The organism is Mycobacterium sp. IDUB_9 (assembly GCF_055419505.1).
In genome coordinates this window covers 391,013-410,005 of sequence record NZ_JBVAXU010000001.1, presented here as the reverse complement: position 1 = coordinate 410,005, position 18,993 = coordinate 391,013, and the positions used below count along the sequence as shown (strand labels likewise).

Below are 18,993 nucleotides of genomic sequence, written 5' to 3'. Positions count from 1 at the left end.
ATGACTGCCCCCATTTGGATGGCCCTACCACCCGAGGTGCACTCGACGCTGCTTGCCAGCGGCCCGGGCGCCGGGTCGTTGCTGGCCGCCGCGGGGGCCTGGCAGTCGCTGAGTACCGAATATGCCTCGGCAGCAGCAGAACTCACCAGCGTGTTGGGTGCGGTGCAGGCCGGGTCGTGGGAAGGTCCGAGCTCGGAGCAGTACATCACCGCGCACGGGCCCTACCTGACCTGGCTGGCGCAGCAGAGCGCGAACAGCGCTGCGGTGGCCGTGCAGCACGAGACCGCGGCCGCGGCGTACACCACGGCGGTGGCGGCCATGCCGACCATGCCCGAGCTCGCGCTCAACCATGTGGTGCACGGCGTGCTGATCGCCACGAACTTCTTCGGTATCAACATGATTCCGATCGCGGTCAACGAGGCCGACTACGTCCGGATGTGGATCCAGGCGGCCACCACCATGGCCACCTACCAGGCTGTCTCCGGGGCCGCCGTGATGGCGGCACCGACCGGCACGCCATCGCCGATGCTGCTCAAGCCAGGTGCCGGGGAAGTCGGCGCCGCCTCGGCCAACGCACAGCAGATGATGGCGCAGGGCACTGCGACGGAATCAGGTTCGGCCCTGACCAGTGCCGACGCGACGGCCGACAGCGAGTACCCCAATCTGCCGCAGTGGCTGGTCGATTACCTGGGCAATGACTCGATGATCGGCGGCAAGGAGCTGCTGCGGTTCCTCAACGATCCGCTCGGAACCATCCAGAGCATGCTCACCGACCTGATGACCAACCCGTCCGGCTTCCTGACCACCTGGGGGCCGTTCCTGTTCGGCGTCATCTATCAGCTGATCTTCCAGCCGGTGGGCTGGGGCACGTGGATCGGTGTCGCGCTGTCGCCGTTCCTGGCCCCGCTCCTCGGAATGGGTCTTGCCGCACTGGGTTTCCTCGACCTGCTTCCCACCGACGACGTTGCACCGGTCGACGTTCCGGCCGATGGGGACGCTCCGGTGGCACCGGTCCGCAGCGATCAGGGACTCCCGATGGCCGGCCTGAGTCCTGCGGGTGTCGGGGGTGGGGCAGGAGCAGCCGCCGCGCCCGCCGCTGCACCTGCCTCCGGAGGGGTTGCGGCACCGGCGCCTGTCGCAGCAGCGGCTTTCGCGCCGTATGCGGTGCTCGGCAGTGACCCCGATGAGGGGTTCAGCCCGACTGTCGGCGGCAAGTCCAGCGCTTCGGCACCGGCTTCCGGCATTCCTGCGGCGGCATCGGGTGTGGCCGCGTCGCTCGCGGCCCGGCGTAAGCGGCGTCGTAAGCGAGGTGCGGCACTGGAAGACCACGCCTATGCGGACGCCTACATGGATTACGAGCAACCCGATCCAGACCCCGAGCCACAGCCGGAGCCGCGGGTCCGAGCGTCCGAAAGCGGTGCCGGCACCATGGGATTCACCGGTACCGAAACGAAATCCGATGCCACCGCGGCCGGGCTGACCACGCTGGCCGGCGAGAGCTACGACGACAGTCCTGTCTCGCCGATGCTGCCCGGCTCCTGGGAACCCGGCGATTCGCAAGGGGGTAACCGCAGCTGACCAGATCATCGTCATCACGTTCGTCGCACCGCCAAATGTCCACGACCCGAAAGGAAAATCCATGAGCCTGTTGGATGCTCACATCCCCCAGTTGATCGCCTCCGAGGCCGCCTTCGGCGCCAAGGCCGCACTGATGCGCAGCACCATCGCGCAGGCCGAGCAGGCCGCCATGTCGTCTCAGGCCTTCCACATGGGTGAAGCCTCGGCCGCGTTCCAGGCCGCCCACGCCCGGTTCGTCGAGGTGTCGGCCAAGGTCAACGCGCTGCTCGACATCGCGCAGCTCAACCTCGGCGACGCCGCGGGCACCTACGTCGCCCAGGATGCCGCCGCCGCCAGCACCTACACCTCGGTCTAACCGAATCACCCCGGATACAGGAGTTTTCATGTCTCAGATCATGTACAACTACCCGGCAATGCTGGCTCACGCCGGAGAGATGAACACCTACTCGGCTGCCCTGCACGCCGTCGGTGCTGACATCGCCAGTGAGCAGGCCGCGCTGAGCAGCGCCTGGCAGGGTGACACCGGTATGACCTACCAGGCCTGGCAGGCCCAGTGGAACCAGGCGATGGAAGAGCTGACCCGGGCCTACCGTGCGATGGCGTCCACTCACGAGATGAACACCATGTCGATGAGTGCCCGCGACGCGGCTGAAGGCGCCAAGTGGGGCTAGTGCCGGTGGCTCCGCATTGAGTACCGGAGCTAACGCCGTCGAGCTGACCACCGATCAGGCCTGGTACCTCGCGGAGGTACTCGGCGCCGGGGCGTACCCGTGGGTGCTGGCCATCACGCCGCCCTACAGCGAACCGGCACAGCGGGCCGGCTTTGTCGCCGGACGGGCCGCTGAACTGACCAGGATGGGCGTGCTCGACGCCGGTGGCGGAGTCAATCCGCAGGTGGCGCAATGGGTTCGGTTGGCTTGTCGGCCGACCCAGTGGCTCGATCTGCGGTTTGTCTCCGGGCCGGGAGATCTGCTGCGGGGCATCGTTGCGCGAGGAGTCGACGAGCACAGCGGAGACCGGGCCGGCCGGACAGTTGTCGTCCTGCGCAACGCGCAGTTGGTGACGTTCACCGAGATGGACATCGCCCACCCGCACGCCTTGGGACCGGTGCTCACAGCCGGACTGTCGCAGCGCAGGCCCGCGCGGTTCGAGGAGTTCGCGCTGCCGGCCGCGGCCGGCGCCCGTGCCGACGAGCAGATCCGCAACGGCACGCCGCTGACCGAGGTGCTGGGATTCCTCGGAGTCCCAGCCTCGGCCCGCCCGATCGTGGAGGCGGTGTTCGACGGGCGACGGACGTATGTCGAGATCGTGGCCGGAGAACATCGCGACGGCCACCGGGTCACCACCCAGGTGGGGGTCAGCATCATCGACACCCCCGGAGGGCGGATTCTGGTCTCCCCGTCGAAAGCCTTCGACGGGGAGTGGATTTCGACTTTCACGGCGGGCAGTGCCGAGGCGATCGCGATGGCGATCGAGCGGCTCACCGCCTCCCTGCCGAGCGGTTCCTGGTTCCCCGACCAACCGCTCATCCGCGACTTCGACAGCGAAGCCGTCAACCAATATTTGTCCAATGGCTCTAATGACGTTGTAGCCCACCGAGATCCACGCTCCATGAGAAGAACCCAGAAAGCATAGGAATGTCCGACAACACTGTGATGCCGATCGTCCGGGTGGCCGTGCTGGCCGCCGGAGACGACGGTGGCCGGCTGACCGAGATGGCCCTGCCGTCCGAGCTGCCGCTGCGCGAGATCCTGCCCGCGGTCCAGCGCATCGTGCTGCCCCCCAACGCCGGCGGTGACGACGGCGCCAACGACCCGGTGCGGCTGAGCCTGGCCCCGGTGGGAGGTGCACCGTACAGCCTGGACGCCACACTCGACACGGTCGGTGTGGTGGACGGTGATCTGCTTGCGCTGCAAGCCGTTCCCGCCGGGCCGGCCGCCCCGCGCATCGTCGAGGACATCGCCGACGCTGCGGTGATCTTCTCTGCGGCTCGCCAGCGCCCGTGGGGGGCCGCCCATATCGCGCGGTACGCATCGCTGGCCCTGATCGGGCTGATCCTGGTGGGCACCGGCCTGGCCGTCGCCCATCGCGTGCTGACCGGTGAACTGCTCGGGCTGTTCGTGGCCGGCGGCATCGCCATCGCCACCGTGCTCGCCGCGCTGTCGACCCGGAGCCGGTCAGGAGCTCTGGCCACCGCGTTGGCGCTCGCCGCGCTCGTACCCGTCGGCGCAGTGTTCGCGCTCGGTGTGCCAGGCGAATTCGGTGCGCCCAGCATCCTGTTGGCCGCGGCCGGAGTGGCTGCCTGGTCGTTGATCAGCATGGCCAGCTCGCCCGACGACCGGGGTATCGCGGTGTTCACCGCGACCACGGTGGTCGGAGCCGGCGTGTTGTTGGTCGCCGCGGCGGCCACGCTGTGGGAGATCAACGCGACAGTGATCGGGTGTGCCCTGATCCTGATCGCCTTGCTGGTCACGGTTCAGGCCGCTCAACTGTCCGCGATGTGGGCGCGCTTCCCGCTGCCGGTCATCCCGGCGCCCGGTGATCCGTCCCCGTCGCCGCAACCGCTGTCGGTGCTGGCCGACCTGCCGCGTCGGGTTCGGGTGAGTCAGTCTCATCAGACCGGCGTGATCGCCGCGGGTGTGCTGCTCGGTGTCGCGGGATCGGTGGCCCTGGTCGGTTCGTCGACCGCGTCGCCGTGGGCCTGGTACGTCGTGGTCGCTGGCGCGCTCGGCGCCGTGCTGAAGGCTCGCGTCTGGGACTCCGCCTCGTGCAAGGCCTGGCTGCTGAGCCAGCCCTACCTCCTGTCCGTTGTCCTGTTGGTGGCCTTCGCGATCGACGGCCGGTACCAGGCGGCCTGGTTGGCGCTGGCAGTGCTCGCCGCGCTCGTCGTGGTGTGGGTTTTCGCCGCACTGAATCCGCGCGCGGCGTCTCCGGACACCTACTCGCTGCCGATGCGGCGTCTGGTGGGCTTCCTGGGGACCGGGCTCGATGCTTCGCTGATTCCGGTGATGGCCTTCCTCGTCGGGCTGTTCAGCCTCGTTCTCGACAGGTGATGAATCGGTGATCCACAAGACTCTGGGTGTTCTGGCCACAGCCGGCCTGGTGCTGTTGGTCGGCTCCCCGTCGGCGGGTGCGGTCAGCCCGCCCGAGGTCGACCCGCAGATCGCCCCGCCGGCCGGCAGTGCCGGCCCGGTGGAGGCGATGGCGCAGCGTTCGGCGTGCGTCAGCACTGAAGCCAGGCCGGGTACCGATCCCGGTGCGGTCAATCCGAACCAGTTGGCACTCAACCTGTCCGGAGCCTGGAAACAGAGCCGCGGCCAGGGTCAGACCGTTGCGGTCATCGACACCGGGGTGCAGCCGGGACCCCGGTTGCCCCATGTCGAGGGCGGTGGAGACTTCATCGAATCCACTGACGGCCTGACCGACTGTGACGGCCATGGCACCGCGGTCGCGGGTCTCATCGCCGGCCAACCCGGGCCCGACGGTTTTTCCGGGGTTGCGCCGGAAGCCCGGTTGATCTCGATCCGGCAGAATTCGCCGCGATTCGCGCCGCGCACCCCCAGCGCCGATGCCGCCCAGGCCCGTGCCGCCGCCGATGTGGCAAGTCTGGCCCGGGCAGTGGTCCGTGCTGCCGACATGGGTGCGCGTGTCATCAACATCTCGGTGGTGACGTGTCTGCCCGCCGACAAACCGGTTGACCAGACCGAACTCGGTGCGGCACTGCGCTATGCGGCGCTCGAGAAGGATGCGGTCATCATCGCTGCCGCCGGCAACACCCAGGGCGGGGTCACCACCGGTACCGCGTGCGCATCCAATCCGCTGTCCGGAACCCCCGATGATCCGCGCAACTGGGGCGGTGTCTCCTCAGTGTCGATCCCGTCGTGGTGGCAGCCCTACGTGTTGTCGGTCGGCGCACTCAACGCCACCGGCCAACCGTCCGGATTCACCATGGCCGGCCCTTGGGTGGGGATCTCGGCGCCGGGCGAGAACATCTCCTCGGTGAGCAATGCGCCGGGCGGAGGGTTGGCCAACGCGCTGCCCACCGACCAGGGCAAGCTCATTCCGCTCAGCGGCACCAGTTATGCGACGGCCTACGTGTCCGGCGTTGCGGCCTTGGTGCGCAGCAAGTTTCCTGATCTGAACGCCCGACAGGTGGTGCACCGGTTGACCACGACGGCCCAGGGCGCGGCCCGCTCGCCGTCGAACGTCATCGGCGCCGGCGGTGTCGATCCGGTGGCCGCACTCAGCTGGGATGTCGCCGACATGCCGCTGGACGGACCGGCGGCTCCTGCAGGCAAACCCATTGCCGCACCACCAGAACCAACCCCGCGTGACAACACCGGCCGAATCGTCGCTTTCGCCGGCACCGGGGTACTTGCGCTGGCGGCCATCGTTGTCGCGTTCGCCGCATATCGACGGAAGGACCCCACCACATGACCGCCCGACTCGCGCTGGCATCCCTCTTCATCGTCACGGCGGTGCTGGCCCGGCCATGGCAGACCAACACCGAACGGTGGGTGCTCGGGGTTTCCATCGCGGCAGTGGTGCTGTTGCTGGCCTGGTGGGGAGGGTTGTTCCTGACCACGCGGGTCGCCCGGCACCTGGCGATGTGGCGGCGGAACCTCGCCAAAAAGCAGCCTGAGCAGCCGGCCGATTCAGAGACCGTCACGCTGCGTGTCGATCCTGCGGACCCGGCCCAGTTGCCGGTGGTGGTCAGCTATCTCGACCGCTACGGCATTCGCTGCGACAAGGTCCGGATCACCCACCGTGACGCCGGCGGTACCCGCCGCAGCTGGATCAGCGTGACCGTGGCAGCAGTGGACAATCTCGATGCGCTGCGTGCGCGTTCATCGCGAATCCCGTTGCGGGACACCACTGAAGTCGTCGGGCGTCGGCTCGCCGACCACTTGCGTGAGCAGGGTTGGACGGTCACGCTCGTCGACGGGGTGGATTCCCCGCTGCCCGACCCCGGTAAGGAAACCTGGCGAGGGGTGAAGGACGACTCGGGATTTGTCGCGGCCTACCGCGTCAGCGTGAGCGACAAGCTGTACGCGGTGCTCGCCGGGCTCGGCGCGCTGCCGGCCCAGGAAACCTGGACGGCACTGGAATTCAGCGGATCTCCGACTCAGCCGCAGCTGACGGTGGCCGCGGCGCTCCGCACGGAGGACCGGCCCGCACGCAAGGGCCCACTGGCGGGCCTGAAACCGGCGGGTGGCCGGCACCGTCCGGCATTGGCAGCGTTGAACCCGTTGTCCTCGGACCGTTTGGACGGTACCCCGGCCGCGACGCCGCAGACGTTGCTTCAGCGGTCAGTCGAACATGAAATCCCGCAGGAAGCGGGTCATCCGGCGTAGGTAGTCCGGCTGGCTCACATGTAGCAGGTGGTTGCCCGGGAACCAGTGGAACGCACAGCGATCCCAGTGTTCCCAGAGCATCTCGGCTTGCTGCGGTGGAGCCAGCCGGTCGCCGAGGCCGGCGATGATCATTCGTCGCTCCTTGGGTACCACCGGACGATAGTTCAGCGGTGAGGCATACCGTGCCGCCGCTTCGGTCAACGCGGGATCGATTCGGGCCACCCGACGTTGCAGGGCCACCAACTTGTTGGCCGGGAACCATTCGTCGACCGTGCGATCCGGTGTCACCACAGGAACATTCGGGACCACGGCCTGTATCCGGTCGTCCACACTGGCCAGTAGCGCCGAGGAGAATCCGCCCAGAGAGATTCCGGTCAGGGCGATCCGGTCGACGCCGGTGAACTCCAGATAGTCGATCACCGAACGGAAGTCGTGCACCGCCTGGGCCATGGCCTCGGAGAACCCGGCGAACCCGTGGGAGAAGTATCCGTAGCCGCTGAACGGTGAGAACCGTTCGGCGCGTTGACCGTGAAACGGCAGGGTGTACAACAGCACGTCGTAGCCGGAGCGGTAGAACCACGGCAACGACAGGAACAGGCCGTTCGCCAGATACGGCGACCCCATGAAACCGTGGATCACACATAACGTGGGGTGCGGGCCGTCGTCATGGCGCCAATGCTGGGCTCGCACAACATTGTTGCGGGTGAACCCGTCACACATTTCGCGCAGTGCCGGGTTGACTGCGGTGAAACTGCTCTCGAACCGGATGTTCTCCACCCGGCCGTGAGCGATCACCTCGGCGATCGGGTTGGCCTGGCGGGTGGATACCCGGGGCGGCCGGGTGGGCGCCGGAAATGACACCGCGGGATCTTGCGCGGCAGCCAGATCGGCGTAGAACCGCATGTGGTCGTGCTCGGCGCGGGATTGCGACGGGTCCCGAATCGAAGCCAGCATCGACGCAAGGGTGGTCGGCACCATCGACGTGGCCACGATCGAGGCAACTCCCGTGCGCAACGCGATGTCGGCGATCGCGGAGGCATCCACGATCGCCCGCTGGCGCACGGTCAGATCGGCCCGCCGGGGCAGACCGCCCGCACCGGCATCACCGCCGGGGACATCGGGAACAGGGATCGGGGGTTCGACCGGATCTGCGCTGGACGGCTCCACGCTTCCCGATGCTAGCCAACCGCTCAGCTCAGCCCGAACAACTTCGCGGCGTTGTCGTGTAGGACATTGCGGCGCCAGGCGTCGTCGATACCCGGAAGGTCGGTCAGGTGGTGTATCGCCTCGGCGTAGCCGTATGGGATGTTCGGGAAGTCGCTGCCGAACAGGATGTGTTCACCCATGGCTTTGAGCCGGGCGACGTCGGCGGCGGGGAAGGGCATCATCGCCTCGACGAACGGGGTGAACGCCATCGTGGTGTCCAGCCTCACCTGCCCGAACTGCTCGGCGAGATCCAGGAAGGCGGTGTACTCGGGCATCCCCATGTGCGCGACGATCAGCACCAGGCGTGGATAGCGGCCCAGCAGTTTCGCGATCGGCTCTGGCCCGGTGAACCGGCCCGGCACCGGACCGGAACCACAGTGGATCACGACCGGGACGCCGGCGTCTTCGATCGGCCCCCAGACCTGGTCGAGCAGGGGATCATTCGGGTCGTAATTCCCCACCTGGATATGTGCCTTGAACACCTGCGCACCTGCGGTGATCGTCTCCGCGACGTACTTTGGGGCCTCGGGTTCCGGGAAGAACGTGGCGGTGTGCAGGCAGTCCGGGGTGTCCCTGGCGAAGTCTTTGGCCCATTGATTGAGCCAGGCGGCCATCGCCGGCTTGTGTGCGTAGATCAGCGAGGTGAACCTGCGCACGCCGAACTCCCGCAGCGTGGCGACCCGTTCCGCCTCGTCGGCGCGGTAGGTGATGGGCCATTCGCGGCCGATCATCGGGCCCTGGCTGTCGAAGTACTGCCACACCTTGTCCATGACGTTCTTGGGCATGAAGTGAGTGTGTACGTCGACGATGCCGGGCAGGCCCAGCTCGGTCCAGATCTTCCGTACTTTGTTTGCTTCGTCCATCGCGCTCTGACGATAGCCGTCCTCGAAAATGCGACCGCCGGGCATGATCGGGGCATGTGGAATCCGGACACCTACCTCGCCTTTGCCGATCACCGCGGACGTCCGTTCTACGACCTGCTATCGCGGGTGGCTGCGTCGGCTCCGCGCCGCGTGGTGGACCTGGGTTGTGGGCCGGGCAACCTGACCGAGACGCTGGCGCAGCGTTGGCCAGATGCGACGCTGGAGGCCTGGGACAGCTCTCCGGAGATGGTGGCAGCCGCGCAGGGGCGCGGGCTCGAGGCACACGTCGGGGCGATCGAGGAGTGGACGCCGCAACCCGACACGGACGTGGTGATCTCCAATGCGGCACTGCAATGGGTGCCCACGCATCGCGAACTCGTGGTGCGCTGGGTTGGACAGTTGCCTGTGGGTGCGTGGATCGCTTTTCAGGTGCCGGGCAATTTCGACGCCCCGTCCCACCACGCGGTGCGCGAGCTGGCCCGCCGCGAGCCGTTCATCGAGCCGCTGCGAGACATGCCGTGGCGCGATGTCGGCCAAGTGGATACGCCCGTCGAATATGCCGGGCTGTTGACCGACGCGGGCTGCGTGGTGGATGCCTGGGAGAGCACTTACGTGCACCAATTATCTGGTGAGACACCGGTTCTGGACTGGATCACCGGGACGGCGTTGACACAGGTGAAAGGTCGGCTTACCGAAGAGCTGTGGGAGCAGTACCGGCAGGCCATCATCCCGATGCTGGCCGAGGCCTACCCCAAACGCGATGACGGCATCACGTTCTTCCCGTTCCGGCGCGTGTTCGTGGTGGCCCAAATCGCGGGGTAGGCATTACCTACGACGTAATCGACATGCGTACCTGTGCGGTCGACTATCGACGCATGCCTACGCTAGAGACGGCCGACCGAACCGACATCCACTACACCGACACCGGATCCGGGCCGGTGTTGGTCTTCACCCACTCGTGGGGCCTCAATTCGGGCCAGTGGAATGAGGTGGTCCGACGCTTGGTGGACAAGGGCTTTCGGTGTGTCGCCTATGACCGGCGTGGGCACGGGAGCTCGGGGGCCCACCACGGTGAGTGGACGGTGGATCTGCTGGCCGACGATCTGGCCCGAGTGCTGGGACACCTCGAACTCGACGACGTGACACTGGTGGGGCATTCCCTGGGATGCGGTGAGATCGTGCGTTACCTCAGCCGGCACGGGACGGCGCGGGTGAACCGCGCGGTACTGGTGGCGGGCCAACTTCCGCTGGTGGTCAAGACGCCGGACAACCCCGAGGGGGTCGACGAGGCCATCCTCGACACCATGCTCGTCGAGCTGGAACGCGATGTGCGGCAATGGTGCATCGACAACACGCCACCGTTCTTCGGACCGCACACCGTGGCGCCCGAGATCGTCGAGTGGACCGTGGACCAGATCGCTGCCGTTCCTGTCGAGACCCTGCTGGCCACCCAGCGGATGGGTGCGCACGCCGACTACCGTGCGGAGCTCGCCGAACTCGACCTTCCGGTGCTGCTGATCCACGGCGACGCCGACGCGTCGACGCCCATCGAGCTCACCGGACGACGCACGGCTGCGCTGCTGCCGCATGCGGAGCTCATCGAGATCGCCGGCGCCGCACACGGGCTGTACCTGACCCACGCTGACCGCGTCATCGACGCGATTTGTGGAGTTTCAGCCGTGGCGGGTGCGGCTAAAACTCCACAAATCACAGGTTAGAGGGCACGCCGGGCAGGTCAGCCAGGCCGGCCAAACCCGTCAAGTCCGTCAGACCAGGCAGACCCTGGTCCTCGGCGTCGCGGCGGTAGCGGTCGACCCATTCGTCGGATCGCTGATCGGCCTGACGTTCCAGGACCGGCTGTGGCGCCAGGCGCGGGTCCAGGCCCAGCGCTTCCAGCACGGTGGCCACCACGGTCGTCAGGTTGCGCCACAGATACGGGTAAGACACGTCGATGGGGGAGACGTTCTCCTCGGCGAACCAGGAGCGCCAGCCCTCCTCCTGGGCCTGCAGCAGCTTGATCACGTGGGCGATGGCACCCGCGTGGTATTCGGCACGCGCATCGCGCGCCGGATCGGCCCGGCCGCGCCACACCCTGGTCTGCACCGCACGCCAGAACGAAACCGCTTGTGACACAACATCGGGCCGGTAGACGTGGATCAGCACCGGATCGCCGCCGGTGACGGCGCGGATCGCGGCGAGCAGGCCGGGCCCGGATCTGTCGGGCAGGCCCTCGGCGCGCTCCAGTAGCAGCGGGGTCTGGTTCCACATCAGCTTCCCGCCCCACACCCCGTTGGGGGTGCGGCCTACGGTGCGGACGTAGTCGCGCCAGACCTCGGCCGGGGCCAGGTCCGGCTTGCCCTCGACCAGTGGGTCGAGCAGGCGCAGTATCGACTCGTCCTCGACGCCGGCGAACCATTCCCGCGGCTGCGGCGACATGCTGGTGGTCGGCAGGTACTGGAAGAACTCCTGGGGCTCGCCGGCCATGCCGGTGGCACGTAGGGATTCCACCAGCAAGGTGCTGCCGCTGCGCTGAGATGCGAGCACCAGGTAGGCCGTCGGATGATCTGGCATGGGCGAGACTCTATCCATGATTTGTTTGCGGCGCCTATTTAAAACGGCGTCAAGAGGTTTCGTTCACCGTGATGAAAACTAATGGCGGGTATCGGTGATACCGCGGTCGGTGGCGATGGCCGATCTGCTGGTGGCCGGACGGCCGTGGATATGCAGATACGTGTCGGTGTAACGCTCCGATATCCGGGTGCCGGCGAATTCGGACGGAATGACGTCGAGCGTCTTCTCGCGCCAGTCGTTCAGCAACAGTGCCAGGTCGTTCGCGATCGCCTCGGCCTTGTCGGTGGCGTCCGGTCCCAGCAGGTTGTTGCTTTCGGTGGGGTCTGCGACGAGGTCGTACAGTTCGCGGCCGGGCCGGGGGCTCCGGACGGTATCGCCGAGTGCACGTCCAGAGGGGCTGTCGGCGATATCCCACGGCAGGTCCAACAATGGTCGCGCCGCGTAATTCTCGATATAGCTGTATTCCTTGGTGCGAATGGCGCGAATTGGGTCGAATGAATCGTGGTACGTCTTTGTGGTGTACACCTCGGAACGGACCTCAACCGTTTCAATGGGGGTTGCCGTGAGGTTGCTGGCGTGTGACAGACCCTCGACCTCGGCGGGAATCTCGACGCCGAGAAGTTCCAGCAGGGTGGGCAGCAGATCGACCCCGCTGAACAGTTCGTCGTAGCGGCGCGGCGCCAGAGCAGACCCCCGCGGTGGGCGCACGATCAGCGCGATGCCGGTGCCCGCGTCGTACAGCGTGGACTTGGCCCGGGGCAACGCAGGCCCGTGATCCGTCATGAACACCACCCAGGTGTTCTCGTCGAGACCGCTCGCGGCCAGGGTGCCGAGCAGTTCCCCGACTTTCGCGTCGGCTACCGCAATCGAGCCGTAGAACTCGGCGAGGTCGTCACGCACCGCAGAGGTGTCGGGCAGATAGTCGGGTACGGCGACGTCGTCGGCCTCGGCGGGTTCGTATCGGTCGCGCGGATAGGGCCGGTGCGTCTCGAAGAATCCGGCGGTGAGCAGGAACGGTTGCTGCGGTGACGCCCTCAGCCAGGCGTTGGCCTGCTCGACGACGTACTCGCAGAACGAGTTCGACACGTCGAACTCGTCGTATCCCAGATTGGCAGGTTGCGAGGTTTCGTGTTGCATGCCGAACAGAGCTGTGTGCCAACCTGATTCAGCAAGGAAGTGGGGTAGTGTGCGCACCCCGGCGCGGTACTCCCAGCCGTGGTGGGCCAGGCCCACCAGGCCGTTGCTCTGCGGGTAGCGGCCGGTGAACAACGAGCCCCGCGACGGTGAGCACAGCGGTGCGGTGGCGTGGGCCCGGGTGAACAGGATCCCCTCGGCGGCGAGGCGGTCCAGGTGCGGGCTGGCCACATCAGGGTGGCCGTACACGCCGAGATAGCGCCCGAGATCATGCCAGTGCACGATCAACAGGTTCTGCCGTTGCAGCTCGCTCACGTCACATCCTTTCGGTCCACCCTACGACCGAACAGCCCGAATGCGCCGCCCGCAACCGTTTGGCTCATCGAGAGCTACATATGCGGCGCGTCGTCGTCGGTAGGGTGGACTCCATGCCGACCGCCACCGATCCCGCTGCGGCGAGCGGCTACGAGGCCCGTTGGGAGCAGCACAACACCGAGCGGCGCGCCCAGATCCTGCAGGCCGCGGTGGCATTGGTCGAGGAGAATCCGCCGGGCGCCGAGATCTCGATGGTGCGTATCGCCGAACGCGCCGGAGTGGCGAAGTCAGTGGTGTACCGGCAGTTCAGCGGGAAGGACGAGCTCGAGCGACGCGTCCGGTCCTGGGTGTTCGATGATTTCGCCGCGATTCTCGACACCAACCTCGATGTCACCAACGGCTCGTTGCGCGACATCCTGACCCGCACCGTGGCGGCGGTCGCGGACTGGATGCTTGATCACCCGCGGCTCGATGACTTCGTCCGCCGCGGGCCGACGTTCTCCAGCGACGGCTCGCTGGATGCGGTCAGCGAGCTCAAGCTCCGGATGACCAGGCAGTCCGAAGGCGTCATCGCCGCGATCGCGCAGACCATCGGCGTGGACGACGCTGCGTTCAAGACCGTTCCGTTCGCGGTGGTGACCATGGTGGAGGCCACGCTGTCGGCGTGGATCCGCGGTGCGGCGCCGGAGCGGTCACGGGAAGAGATCGTGACGCACCTGGCCGATTTCGCCTGGTACGTCCTGGACGGCGCCGCCCGTGCCAGCGGGTTGGAGATCAACCGCGACGACGAGTTGACGGCCGTGATCGCCGCGCTGACCAAACGCTAGAGCAGCCCGGCGTTGTAATCGTCGACCAGGCTGCGCACGGTTTCCTGGGCGCAGGACTTGTTGGTCCCGATGAATCCGGTCGGCCCGCGTTTGATCCACCCGGTGACGTACGCGCCGTGGGCCTGCGTGACCCGGCCCGCGTGATGGGGCACGGTGGCGGTGGCGTCGTCGAACGGTAGCCCGGCCACCGGCCGGCCCCGGTAGCCGATGGATGTCAACACCAGACCGGCTTCGATGAGCCGTTCGCGCCCAGTGGCTTTCACCCGGACCGATCCGTCGGGCGCGGCGATCAGTTCGTTGTGGACGAACTCCACGCCGGTGGCTGCGGACTGGCCGTGGACCGCCGTCGGCGACAGTAGGTATTCGAGGACGATCCGGCGATTGCCTGCTCCGCGCGATGCCGCCCGCAGGATCGTGGACCGGGGATCCGGGCCAGGCAGCATCCGCAGATCCTCGTCACGGACGACGACGTCGACACCCGGTGTGGAGCACAGCCCGACCAGTTCGGGGACGGTGAACGCAGACTGCTCGATCCCACGTCGGCCGACCACGACCACCTCTTCGATTGCGCTGTGGCGCAGTGCTTCCAGGGCGTGCGGGGCGATCGACGTCGAGGCCAGACGGTCTGGGTCGATCGTGAGGATGCGGGCGACGTCGAGTGCGACGTTGCCGTTGCCGATCACGACGGCGCGGCGATGAGACAGGTCGAAGGTCCGACCGGTGTAGTCGGGGTGGTTGTTGTACCAGGCGACGAATTCGGTGGCCGAGGTGACGCCGGGCAGTTCGCTGCCGGGGATGTCGAGCCGACGGTCGGTCGAGGCACCTACCGCGTAGATGACGGCGTGGTGCTCGGCGAGCAGATCGTCGTGGGTGACGCCGCTGCCGACCTCGACACCCAGATGCATCTCCAAGCGTGGGCTCGCGGTGATGTGGTCGAACTGCCGGGTCACCTTGCGGGTGCTCTGGTGGTCGGGGGCCACCCCGTAGCGGGCCAAACCATAGGGCTGCGTGAGCTTTTCATAGATCCGCACCCGGGCCCCGGGAATGGTCAGCACCTCTTCGGCGGCATACATCGCGGCCGGACCCGATCCCACGATCGCGACCCGCAGGTCGCCGGCTCGGACCTGCAACGGCGGCACCACCGGCGCCAGCACGGGCCGTGGCCGTGGTGTGGTGTAGAAATCGGCGTTCAGCGTGGTGAACACGTCCTCCGCGCCGGTCAGCTTGGTATGCGGTTTGATCGCATCGACCGGGCACGCCGATACACATGCGCCGCAATCGACGCATGCGACCGGGTCGACATAGAGCATCTGCGCGGTGTGGAAATCGGGTTCGTCGGGCGTGGGGTGGATGCAGTTCACCGGGCAGGCATAGACGCACGAGGCGTCGCTGCAGCAGGACTGCGTGATGACGTGGGGCATCAGAGGAGGGCAACCGCTTCGCGGTCCGGCACGCCGCGGTAGCGGGCCGGCTGACCGCCGATTCCGCACCGGTTCCACGTCCACCGTCCGACCCGATTCATCAGCCCGAGTTCCTCACTGAGGGAACGCATTTCACCGAAGTAGCCGTTCAAGATCTTGCGTGAGTGCGGGCTACGCCAGAACGCATCCTTGATCACCTCCCGCGGAATCCCGAACTCCTCACCGAATGACTTCGGCGGAGCCATGATCTCGTGGGCGAGCCAGCGCAGGGCCAGCGGAAATGCGACGGACGCGAAAGCCTTCATGCGCCACGAGCGTTCCGGCAGATGGGTTTTGAGGAATTCGTGCGCCCAGGAGATATGGCGTGCCTCCTCGGCGATGTGGATCTGCATGGTCCGCAGCACCGCGGGTGGGATGTTGGCGCCCTCGCGGATCAGCCCCTTCTGGAAATGGTCGATCGGCTCTTCGCCGGCCAGGATGCCCGCCATGAACGCCGTCGGCGAGTACTGGCCGACGAGGCCGATGTACGGCGATAACCGTCGGAACAGTGGCCGCATGCCGGGCACGTCCAGGCCGCTGCGGTTGACCAGCTCCTGGAACATCTGGATGTGGTTGCACTCCTCGGTCATCTCATGCAACGCATAGCGGAACTCGGGCGAGTTGTTGGGCAGCTTCATGATGAAGGCCATCAACCCGCGGATGAGGATGCTCTCGAAGGCCGCGCCGACCTTGACGGAGTTGAGCGTCCGCCAGCGGCCGATCGCGATCTGCCGGGCCTGCGGCTGGCTCTGATACCAGGCCGTGGCGCCCAGCGGATCGACGCTCGGTGACAGCACCCAACGTGGATCGTCGAGGTCGATCGCCAGATCGGGGGAGTCCCACGCGATGTCCAGATAGGGATCGAAGCGGCGGCGCACGGAACCCTCGGACAGTGTCTGCAGTAGATCCCGGTAGTCCGCATCCAGCGATGCGGCGTCGGGCGAGGTGGAAACCATGGCCCCAATTTACCGAGACATTGAGTCTCGGTAAATACCCGATTTCCGGTGGGGTTTGCTACGGGTGGTATGGCACGCCGACCGCGCGGAGGACGTACTCCGGGCCGACGTCGAAGGCCAGCAACCGGCGGGGCAGTTGCGTGAGAATCTCGTCCGGGATGTCGGTCTTGTAGTGCAGCGAAAGCCGCCCGTGACCGCGCCGGTCGATCTGGGCCACGTCGGCCTGCAGGGTGAGTCCGGTGTCGCTGATCTCGGCCTGCACCGCACCGACCTGCGGGGCCGACCACGGCTGGTCGATGCTGCGGCCGGCGAGCTTGGGCAGGGTGGACATGGTGGCCAGTGCCCGGTAGTTCGTGAGAACCAGTGAACCGGCGTAGCTGGCAACACTGCCTGCAGAACGCGTGCCCGGGATCGATCCGGTGAAACGCCTGGTCACCGGGATGTATTCGGCCAGGAACAGAATGCCCTCGGCTTCTGCCTCTGACCGAAGACCGTCCGGCAGTCCGCCGATGTGCATCAGCTTTCGCAGGATCAGAGCCATGCCCTCGACGGTAGCGCGCAAACATGGCAAATCAGTGGGAGCTGGTAGAGATTGTCTGGTGAGAACCCGTGTCAGGTGGCTGATCGCAACCGCGGTGCTGGCCGCCGCGGTGTACGCGGCACTGTGGATCGGCTACGAGCGGCAGTGGACCTGGCTGGCCGACGTCGACGCCGCGGGCCTGGCGGGTCCGTACCGGTTCGGATCGGCGCACCCGGGCTGGGTGACCGCCTGGGACGTGTTCTGTACCGTGCTCGGGCCTTTTGCCTTCCGGTTGCTGGCACTGGTGATGATCGTTGTCGCGCTTGTGCGCCGCCGGCGGCGCATCGCGTGGTTCCTGCTGTTGACCATCGAGCTCAGCGCGGTGACGACCGAGGTGGCCAAGTCCCTGGTCGACCGTCCGCGTCCGTCCACCGCGCTGGTGCACGCCCTATCTACCTCGTTCCCGTCCGGGCACGCGATGGGCGTCATGGTCTCGGTGCTGGCCCTGCTGACGCTCGCCTGGCCCATGCTGCGGCCCGCGCCGCGGGGCTGGTGGGTGGCCGCCGGAGCACTCGTTGTCATCGCGATCGGCGTGGGCCGGGTGGTGCTCAACGTCCACCATCCTTCGGATGTGGTGGCCGGGTGGGCGCTGGGCTACGTGTGGTTCGTGGCGGTGTTCCTGCTGTACCCGCCGTACCCGCCGGCCGTCACGGCAGTGGACGAAACACCGGCAGCACCCGGTAGCGCACGGTGAAGCTCGCTTCGCGCAGCGCCTCGCCCACCTCGCCGTCGTGGGCGACGGTGGTGGGCCCGTCGACAGCGACGAACCGGAACTGCGGTACCTGCAACTCGTGATAGAGCGGGCTGCGTTCGAGCCGGCCCAACGCCACGGACGTCGCGATGCGCAGCCGGCTGAATCGCCGCCCGGTTTCCAGTATCCGCACGTCGATGAGACCGTCGTCGAGACGCGGCCGCAGCGACGGGGCGAACCCGGACGGGAAGTAGGTCGAATTGCCCAGGAAGAACAGTTCCGTCTCAAGTGTCTTGTCGTCGTAGCTGATCCGCACCGGGGCCTCCCGGCGCAGCGTCAGATACAGCGCGTACATCCCGGCCAAGCGCTTGCCCATCCGGTGTTCGAGCTTCTCGCGCATCCGCACGTAGTTCGGGTACGCGCCGATGCTCGCGGTGTTGATCACCATGCGTTCCTCGTTGAGGCACACCAGGTCGACATAGACCGCGGAGCCGTCGGCGATCGCTTTCACGGTCCGGGCCACCGAATCGCAGCCGATGTCCTTGGCGAAGTGGTTGAAGGTCCCGCCGGGGAACACCGCGAGCGGGACATCTGCCTCGACGGCGATGCCCGCCGCGCAGGCCACCGTGCCGTCGCCGCCGCCCACCGCGAGCACGTCGACGCGGGCAGCGGTCTCGCGTAACACGGTCTCGATGTCATCGTCGTCGCCGAGCTCGACGATCTCCGTGCGCGGTAGGGCTTTTCGCACGTCGTCGATGATCCGTGCGCCCGTCCCGTCACCGGAGGCCGGGTTGATCACCAGGGCCACGCCGGCACCGTCCGGTCGGGGCTCCGTGTGGAACCGCAGCGGATCCGACGTCGGCAGCGTGGCGGCCGGGATGGTCGGGACGATGCGTGCGCCGAGGACCGCGATCGCGGCGCCGATGCCGAATCCGGCGAATACATCGCCCGGATAGTGCGCACCGGTGGCCACCCGGGACAACCCGACCAGGCCGGCGAGCAGTGCCAGCGGCAGGCCGGCGGATGCGGACTCCAGGCCGACGCCCACCGCAAAGGCCGCGGCGCTCGCGGAGTGCCCCGACGGCAGGGAATGCGAGGTGGGTACGCGTCGGGTCCGCCGCGCCAGCGGGATCAGGCTGCGGTCGGGCCGAGGGCGCCGCCAGATCCGTTTGGCCACCTGGTTGGTCACCAGGCTGGTCACCGCCAGGCTGACGACGCCCCGCGCGGCGCCACGCCGCAACGACGCGCCGCCCAGCGCACCCATGGCGGCCGCGATGGCGAACCACAGCTTGGAATGGTCTGCCGCCCTGGTCAGCCCGGGCATCACAGTGTCCAGCAGCGGGCTCGGCGATTCGGCAACCGCCTCGAAGACCTCGCGGTCCAACGTGCCCAGGCCCTTGCCGATCGCGCGCGCGTCCATGCCGCCAACGTAGCCGTCGGGACCGGATCGTGCCCCAA

General features: G+C 67.3%; 18 protein-coding genes and 1 pseudogene. 11 read left to right on the top strand and 8 right to left on the bottom strand.

Going from position 1 to position 18,993, the window contains the following annotated elements:
• From ACZY08_RS02070 to eccE, 7 genes are all read left to right on the top strand, one after another.
• Nucleotides 1-1,578, top strand: a complete 1,578-nt coding sequence (locus ACZY08_RS02070) for a PPE domain-containing protein (RefSeq protein WP_463742955.1) — start codon at nt 1-3, stop codon at nt 1,576-1,578.
• A 61-nt stretch (nt 1,579-1,639) separates the two neighbouring features.
• Nucleotides 1,640-1,933, top strand: coding sequence for a type VII secretion system protein EsxG (gene esxG, locus ACZY08_RS02065; RefSeq protein WP_029106090.1), 294 nt, complete (start codon nt 1,640-1,642; stop codon nt 1,931-1,933).
• A 28-nt stretch (nt 1,934-1,961) separates the two neighbouring features.
• Nucleotides 1,962-2,249 carry a WXG100 family type VII secretion target gene (locus ACZY08_RS02060; RefSeq protein ID WP_003880383.1) on the top strand — a complete coding sequence of 96 codons (288 nt, stop codon included), beginning with the start codon at nt 1,962-1,964 and terminating at the stop codon, nt 2,247-2,249.
• 16 nt (nt 2,250-2,265) lie between these two features.
• Nucleotides 2,266-3,213 carry an ESX secretion-associated protein EspG gene (locus ACZY08_RS02055; protein WP_463742954.1) on the top strand — a complete coding sequence of 316 codons (948 nt, stop codon included), beginning with the start codon at nt 2,266-2,268 and terminating at the stop codon, nt 3,211-3,213.
• A gap of 2 nt (nt 3,214-3,215) precedes the next feature.
• On the top strand, nt 3,216-4,631 hold the full coding sequence (gene eccD / locus ACZY08_RS02050; RefSeq protein WP_463742953.1) for a type VII secretion integral membrane protein EccD: 1,416 nt from the start codon (nt 3,216-3,218) through the stop codon (nt 4,629-4,631).
• A gap of 7 nt (nt 4,632-4,638) precedes the next feature.
• Nucleotides 4,639-6,015: a type VII secretion-associated serine protease mycosin gene (gene mycP, locus ACZY08_RS02045; protein ID WP_463742952.1), complete on the top strand. Its 1,377-nt coding sequence runs from the start codon at nt 4,639-4,641 to the stop codon at nt 6,013-6,015.
• Complete coding sequence (gene eccE / locus ACZY08_RS02040; protein WP_463742951.1) at nt 6,012-6,932, top strand: type VII secretion protein EccE; 921 nt, start codon at nt 6,012-6,014, stop codon at nt 6,930-6,932. The genes mycP and eccE overlap by 4 nt, the downstream gene beginning before the upstream one ends.
• Here eccE and ACZY08_RS02035 read toward each other — a convergent pair.
• The gene (locus ACZY08_RS02035; protein ID WP_463742950.1) at nt 6,888-8,099 is read right to left on the bottom strand and encodes an alpha/beta hydrolase family protein; all 1,212 of its coding nucleotides are present in this window, start codon (nt 8,097-8,099) and stop codon (nt 6,888-6,890) included. The genes eccE and ACZY08_RS02035 overlap by 45 nt on opposite strands.
• Nucleotides 8,100-8,122: 23 nt before the next feature.
• Nucleotides 8,123-9,001: an amidohydrolase family protein gene (locus tag ACZY08_RS02030; RefSeq protein ID WP_463742949.1), complete on the bottom strand. Its 879-nt coding sequence runs from the start codon at nt 8,999-9,001 to the stop codon at nt 8,123-8,125.
• Nucleotides 9,002-9,055: 54 nt separating this feature from the next.
• Here ACZY08_RS02030 and ACZY08_RS02025 point away from each other — a divergent pair, with 54 nt between their 5' ends.
• Together ACZY08_RS02025 and ACZY08_RS02020 are read left to right on the top strand one after the other, a co-directional pair.
• Entirely contained in the window at nt 9,056-9,823 is a 768-nt protein-coding gene (locus ACZY08_RS02025; protein WP_463742948.1) for a trans-aconitate 2-methyltransferase, read from the top strand.
• A gap of 53 nt (nt 9,824-9,876) precedes the next feature.
• Nucleotides 9,877-10,719, top strand: a complete 843-nt coding sequence (locus ACZY08_RS02020) for an alpha/beta fold hydrolase (RefSeq protein WP_463742947.1) — start codon at nt 9,877-9,879, stop codon at nt 10,717-10,719.
• A gap of 55 nt (nt 10,720-10,774) precedes the next feature.
• Here ACZY08_RS02020 and stf0 read toward each other — a convergent pair.
• Both stf0 and ACZY08_RS02010 read right to left on the bottom strand, forming a co-directional pair.
• Nucleotides 10,775-11,572, bottom strand: a pseudogene (gene stf0, locus ACZY08_RS02015) (trehalose 2-sulfotransferase); the annotation flags it as partial.
• 78 nt (nt 11,573-11,650) lie between these two features.
• Complete coding sequence (locus ACZY08_RS02010) at nt 11,651-13,021, bottom strand: sulfatase family protein (RefSeq protein ID WP_463742946.1); 1,371 nt, start codon at nt 13,019-13,021, stop codon at nt 11,651-11,653.
• A 113-nt stretch (nt 13,022-13,134) separates the two neighbouring features.
• Between ACZY08_RS02010 and ACZY08_RS02005 the strand changes: the two genes are divergently transcribed.
• Nucleotides 13,135-13,848: a TetR/AcrR family transcriptional regulator gene (locus tag ACZY08_RS02005; protein ID WP_463742945.1), complete on the top strand. Its 714-nt coding sequence runs from the start codon at nt 13,135-13,137 to the stop codon at nt 13,846-13,848.
• Here ACZY08_RS02005 and ACZY08_RS02000 read toward each other — a convergent pair.
• The 3 genes from ACZY08_RS02000 to ACZY08_RS01990 are packed head-to-tail and all read right to left on the bottom strand — an operon-like array spanning nt 13,845 to nt 16,805.
• Nucleotides 13,845-15,269, bottom strand: a complete 1,425-nt coding sequence (locus tag ACZY08_RS02000; protein WP_463742944.1) for an FAD-dependent oxidoreductase — start codon at nt 15,267-15,269, stop codon at nt 13,845-13,847. The two genes, ACZY08_RS02005 and ACZY08_RS02000, sit on opposite strands and share 4 nt — an antisense overlap.
• Nucleotides 15,269-16,264, bottom strand: a complete 996-nt coding sequence (locus ACZY08_RS01995) for an AurF N-oxygenase family protein (RefSeq protein ID WP_463742943.1) — start codon at nt 16,262-16,264, stop codon at nt 15,269-15,271. The genes ACZY08_RS02000 and ACZY08_RS01995 overlap by 1 nt, the downstream gene beginning before the upstream one ends.
• Before the next feature lie 58 nt (nt 16,265-16,322).
• A complete protein-coding gene (locus tag ACZY08_RS01990; protein ID WP_463742942.1) occupies nt 16,323-16,805 on the bottom strand; it encodes a hypothetical protein in 483 nt (160 codons plus the stop codon).
• Nucleotides 16,806-16,863: 58 nt separating this feature from the next.
• On the opposite strand from ACZY08_RS01990, the gene ACZY08_RS01985 reads away from it, so the two are divergent.
• On the top strand, nt 16,864-17,538 hold the full coding sequence (locus ACZY08_RS01985; protein ID WP_463742941.1) for a phosphatase PAP2 family protein: 675 nt from the start codon (nt 16,864-16,866) through the stop codon (nt 17,536-17,538).
• On the opposite strand, the gene ACZY08_RS01980 is transcribed toward ACZY08_RS01985, so the two are convergent.
• Nucleotides 17,492-18,955 (bottom strand): bifunctional phosphatase PAP2/diacylglycerol kinase family protein, encoded by a 1,464-nt coding sequence (locus tag ACZY08_RS01980; RefSeq protein WP_463742940.1) that lies wholly within the window; start codon nt 18,953-18,955, stop codon nt 17,492-17,494. The genes ACZY08_RS01985 and ACZY08_RS01980 overlap by 47 nt on opposite strands.
• Between the last annotated feature and the right edge of the window lie 38 nt (nt 18,956-18,993).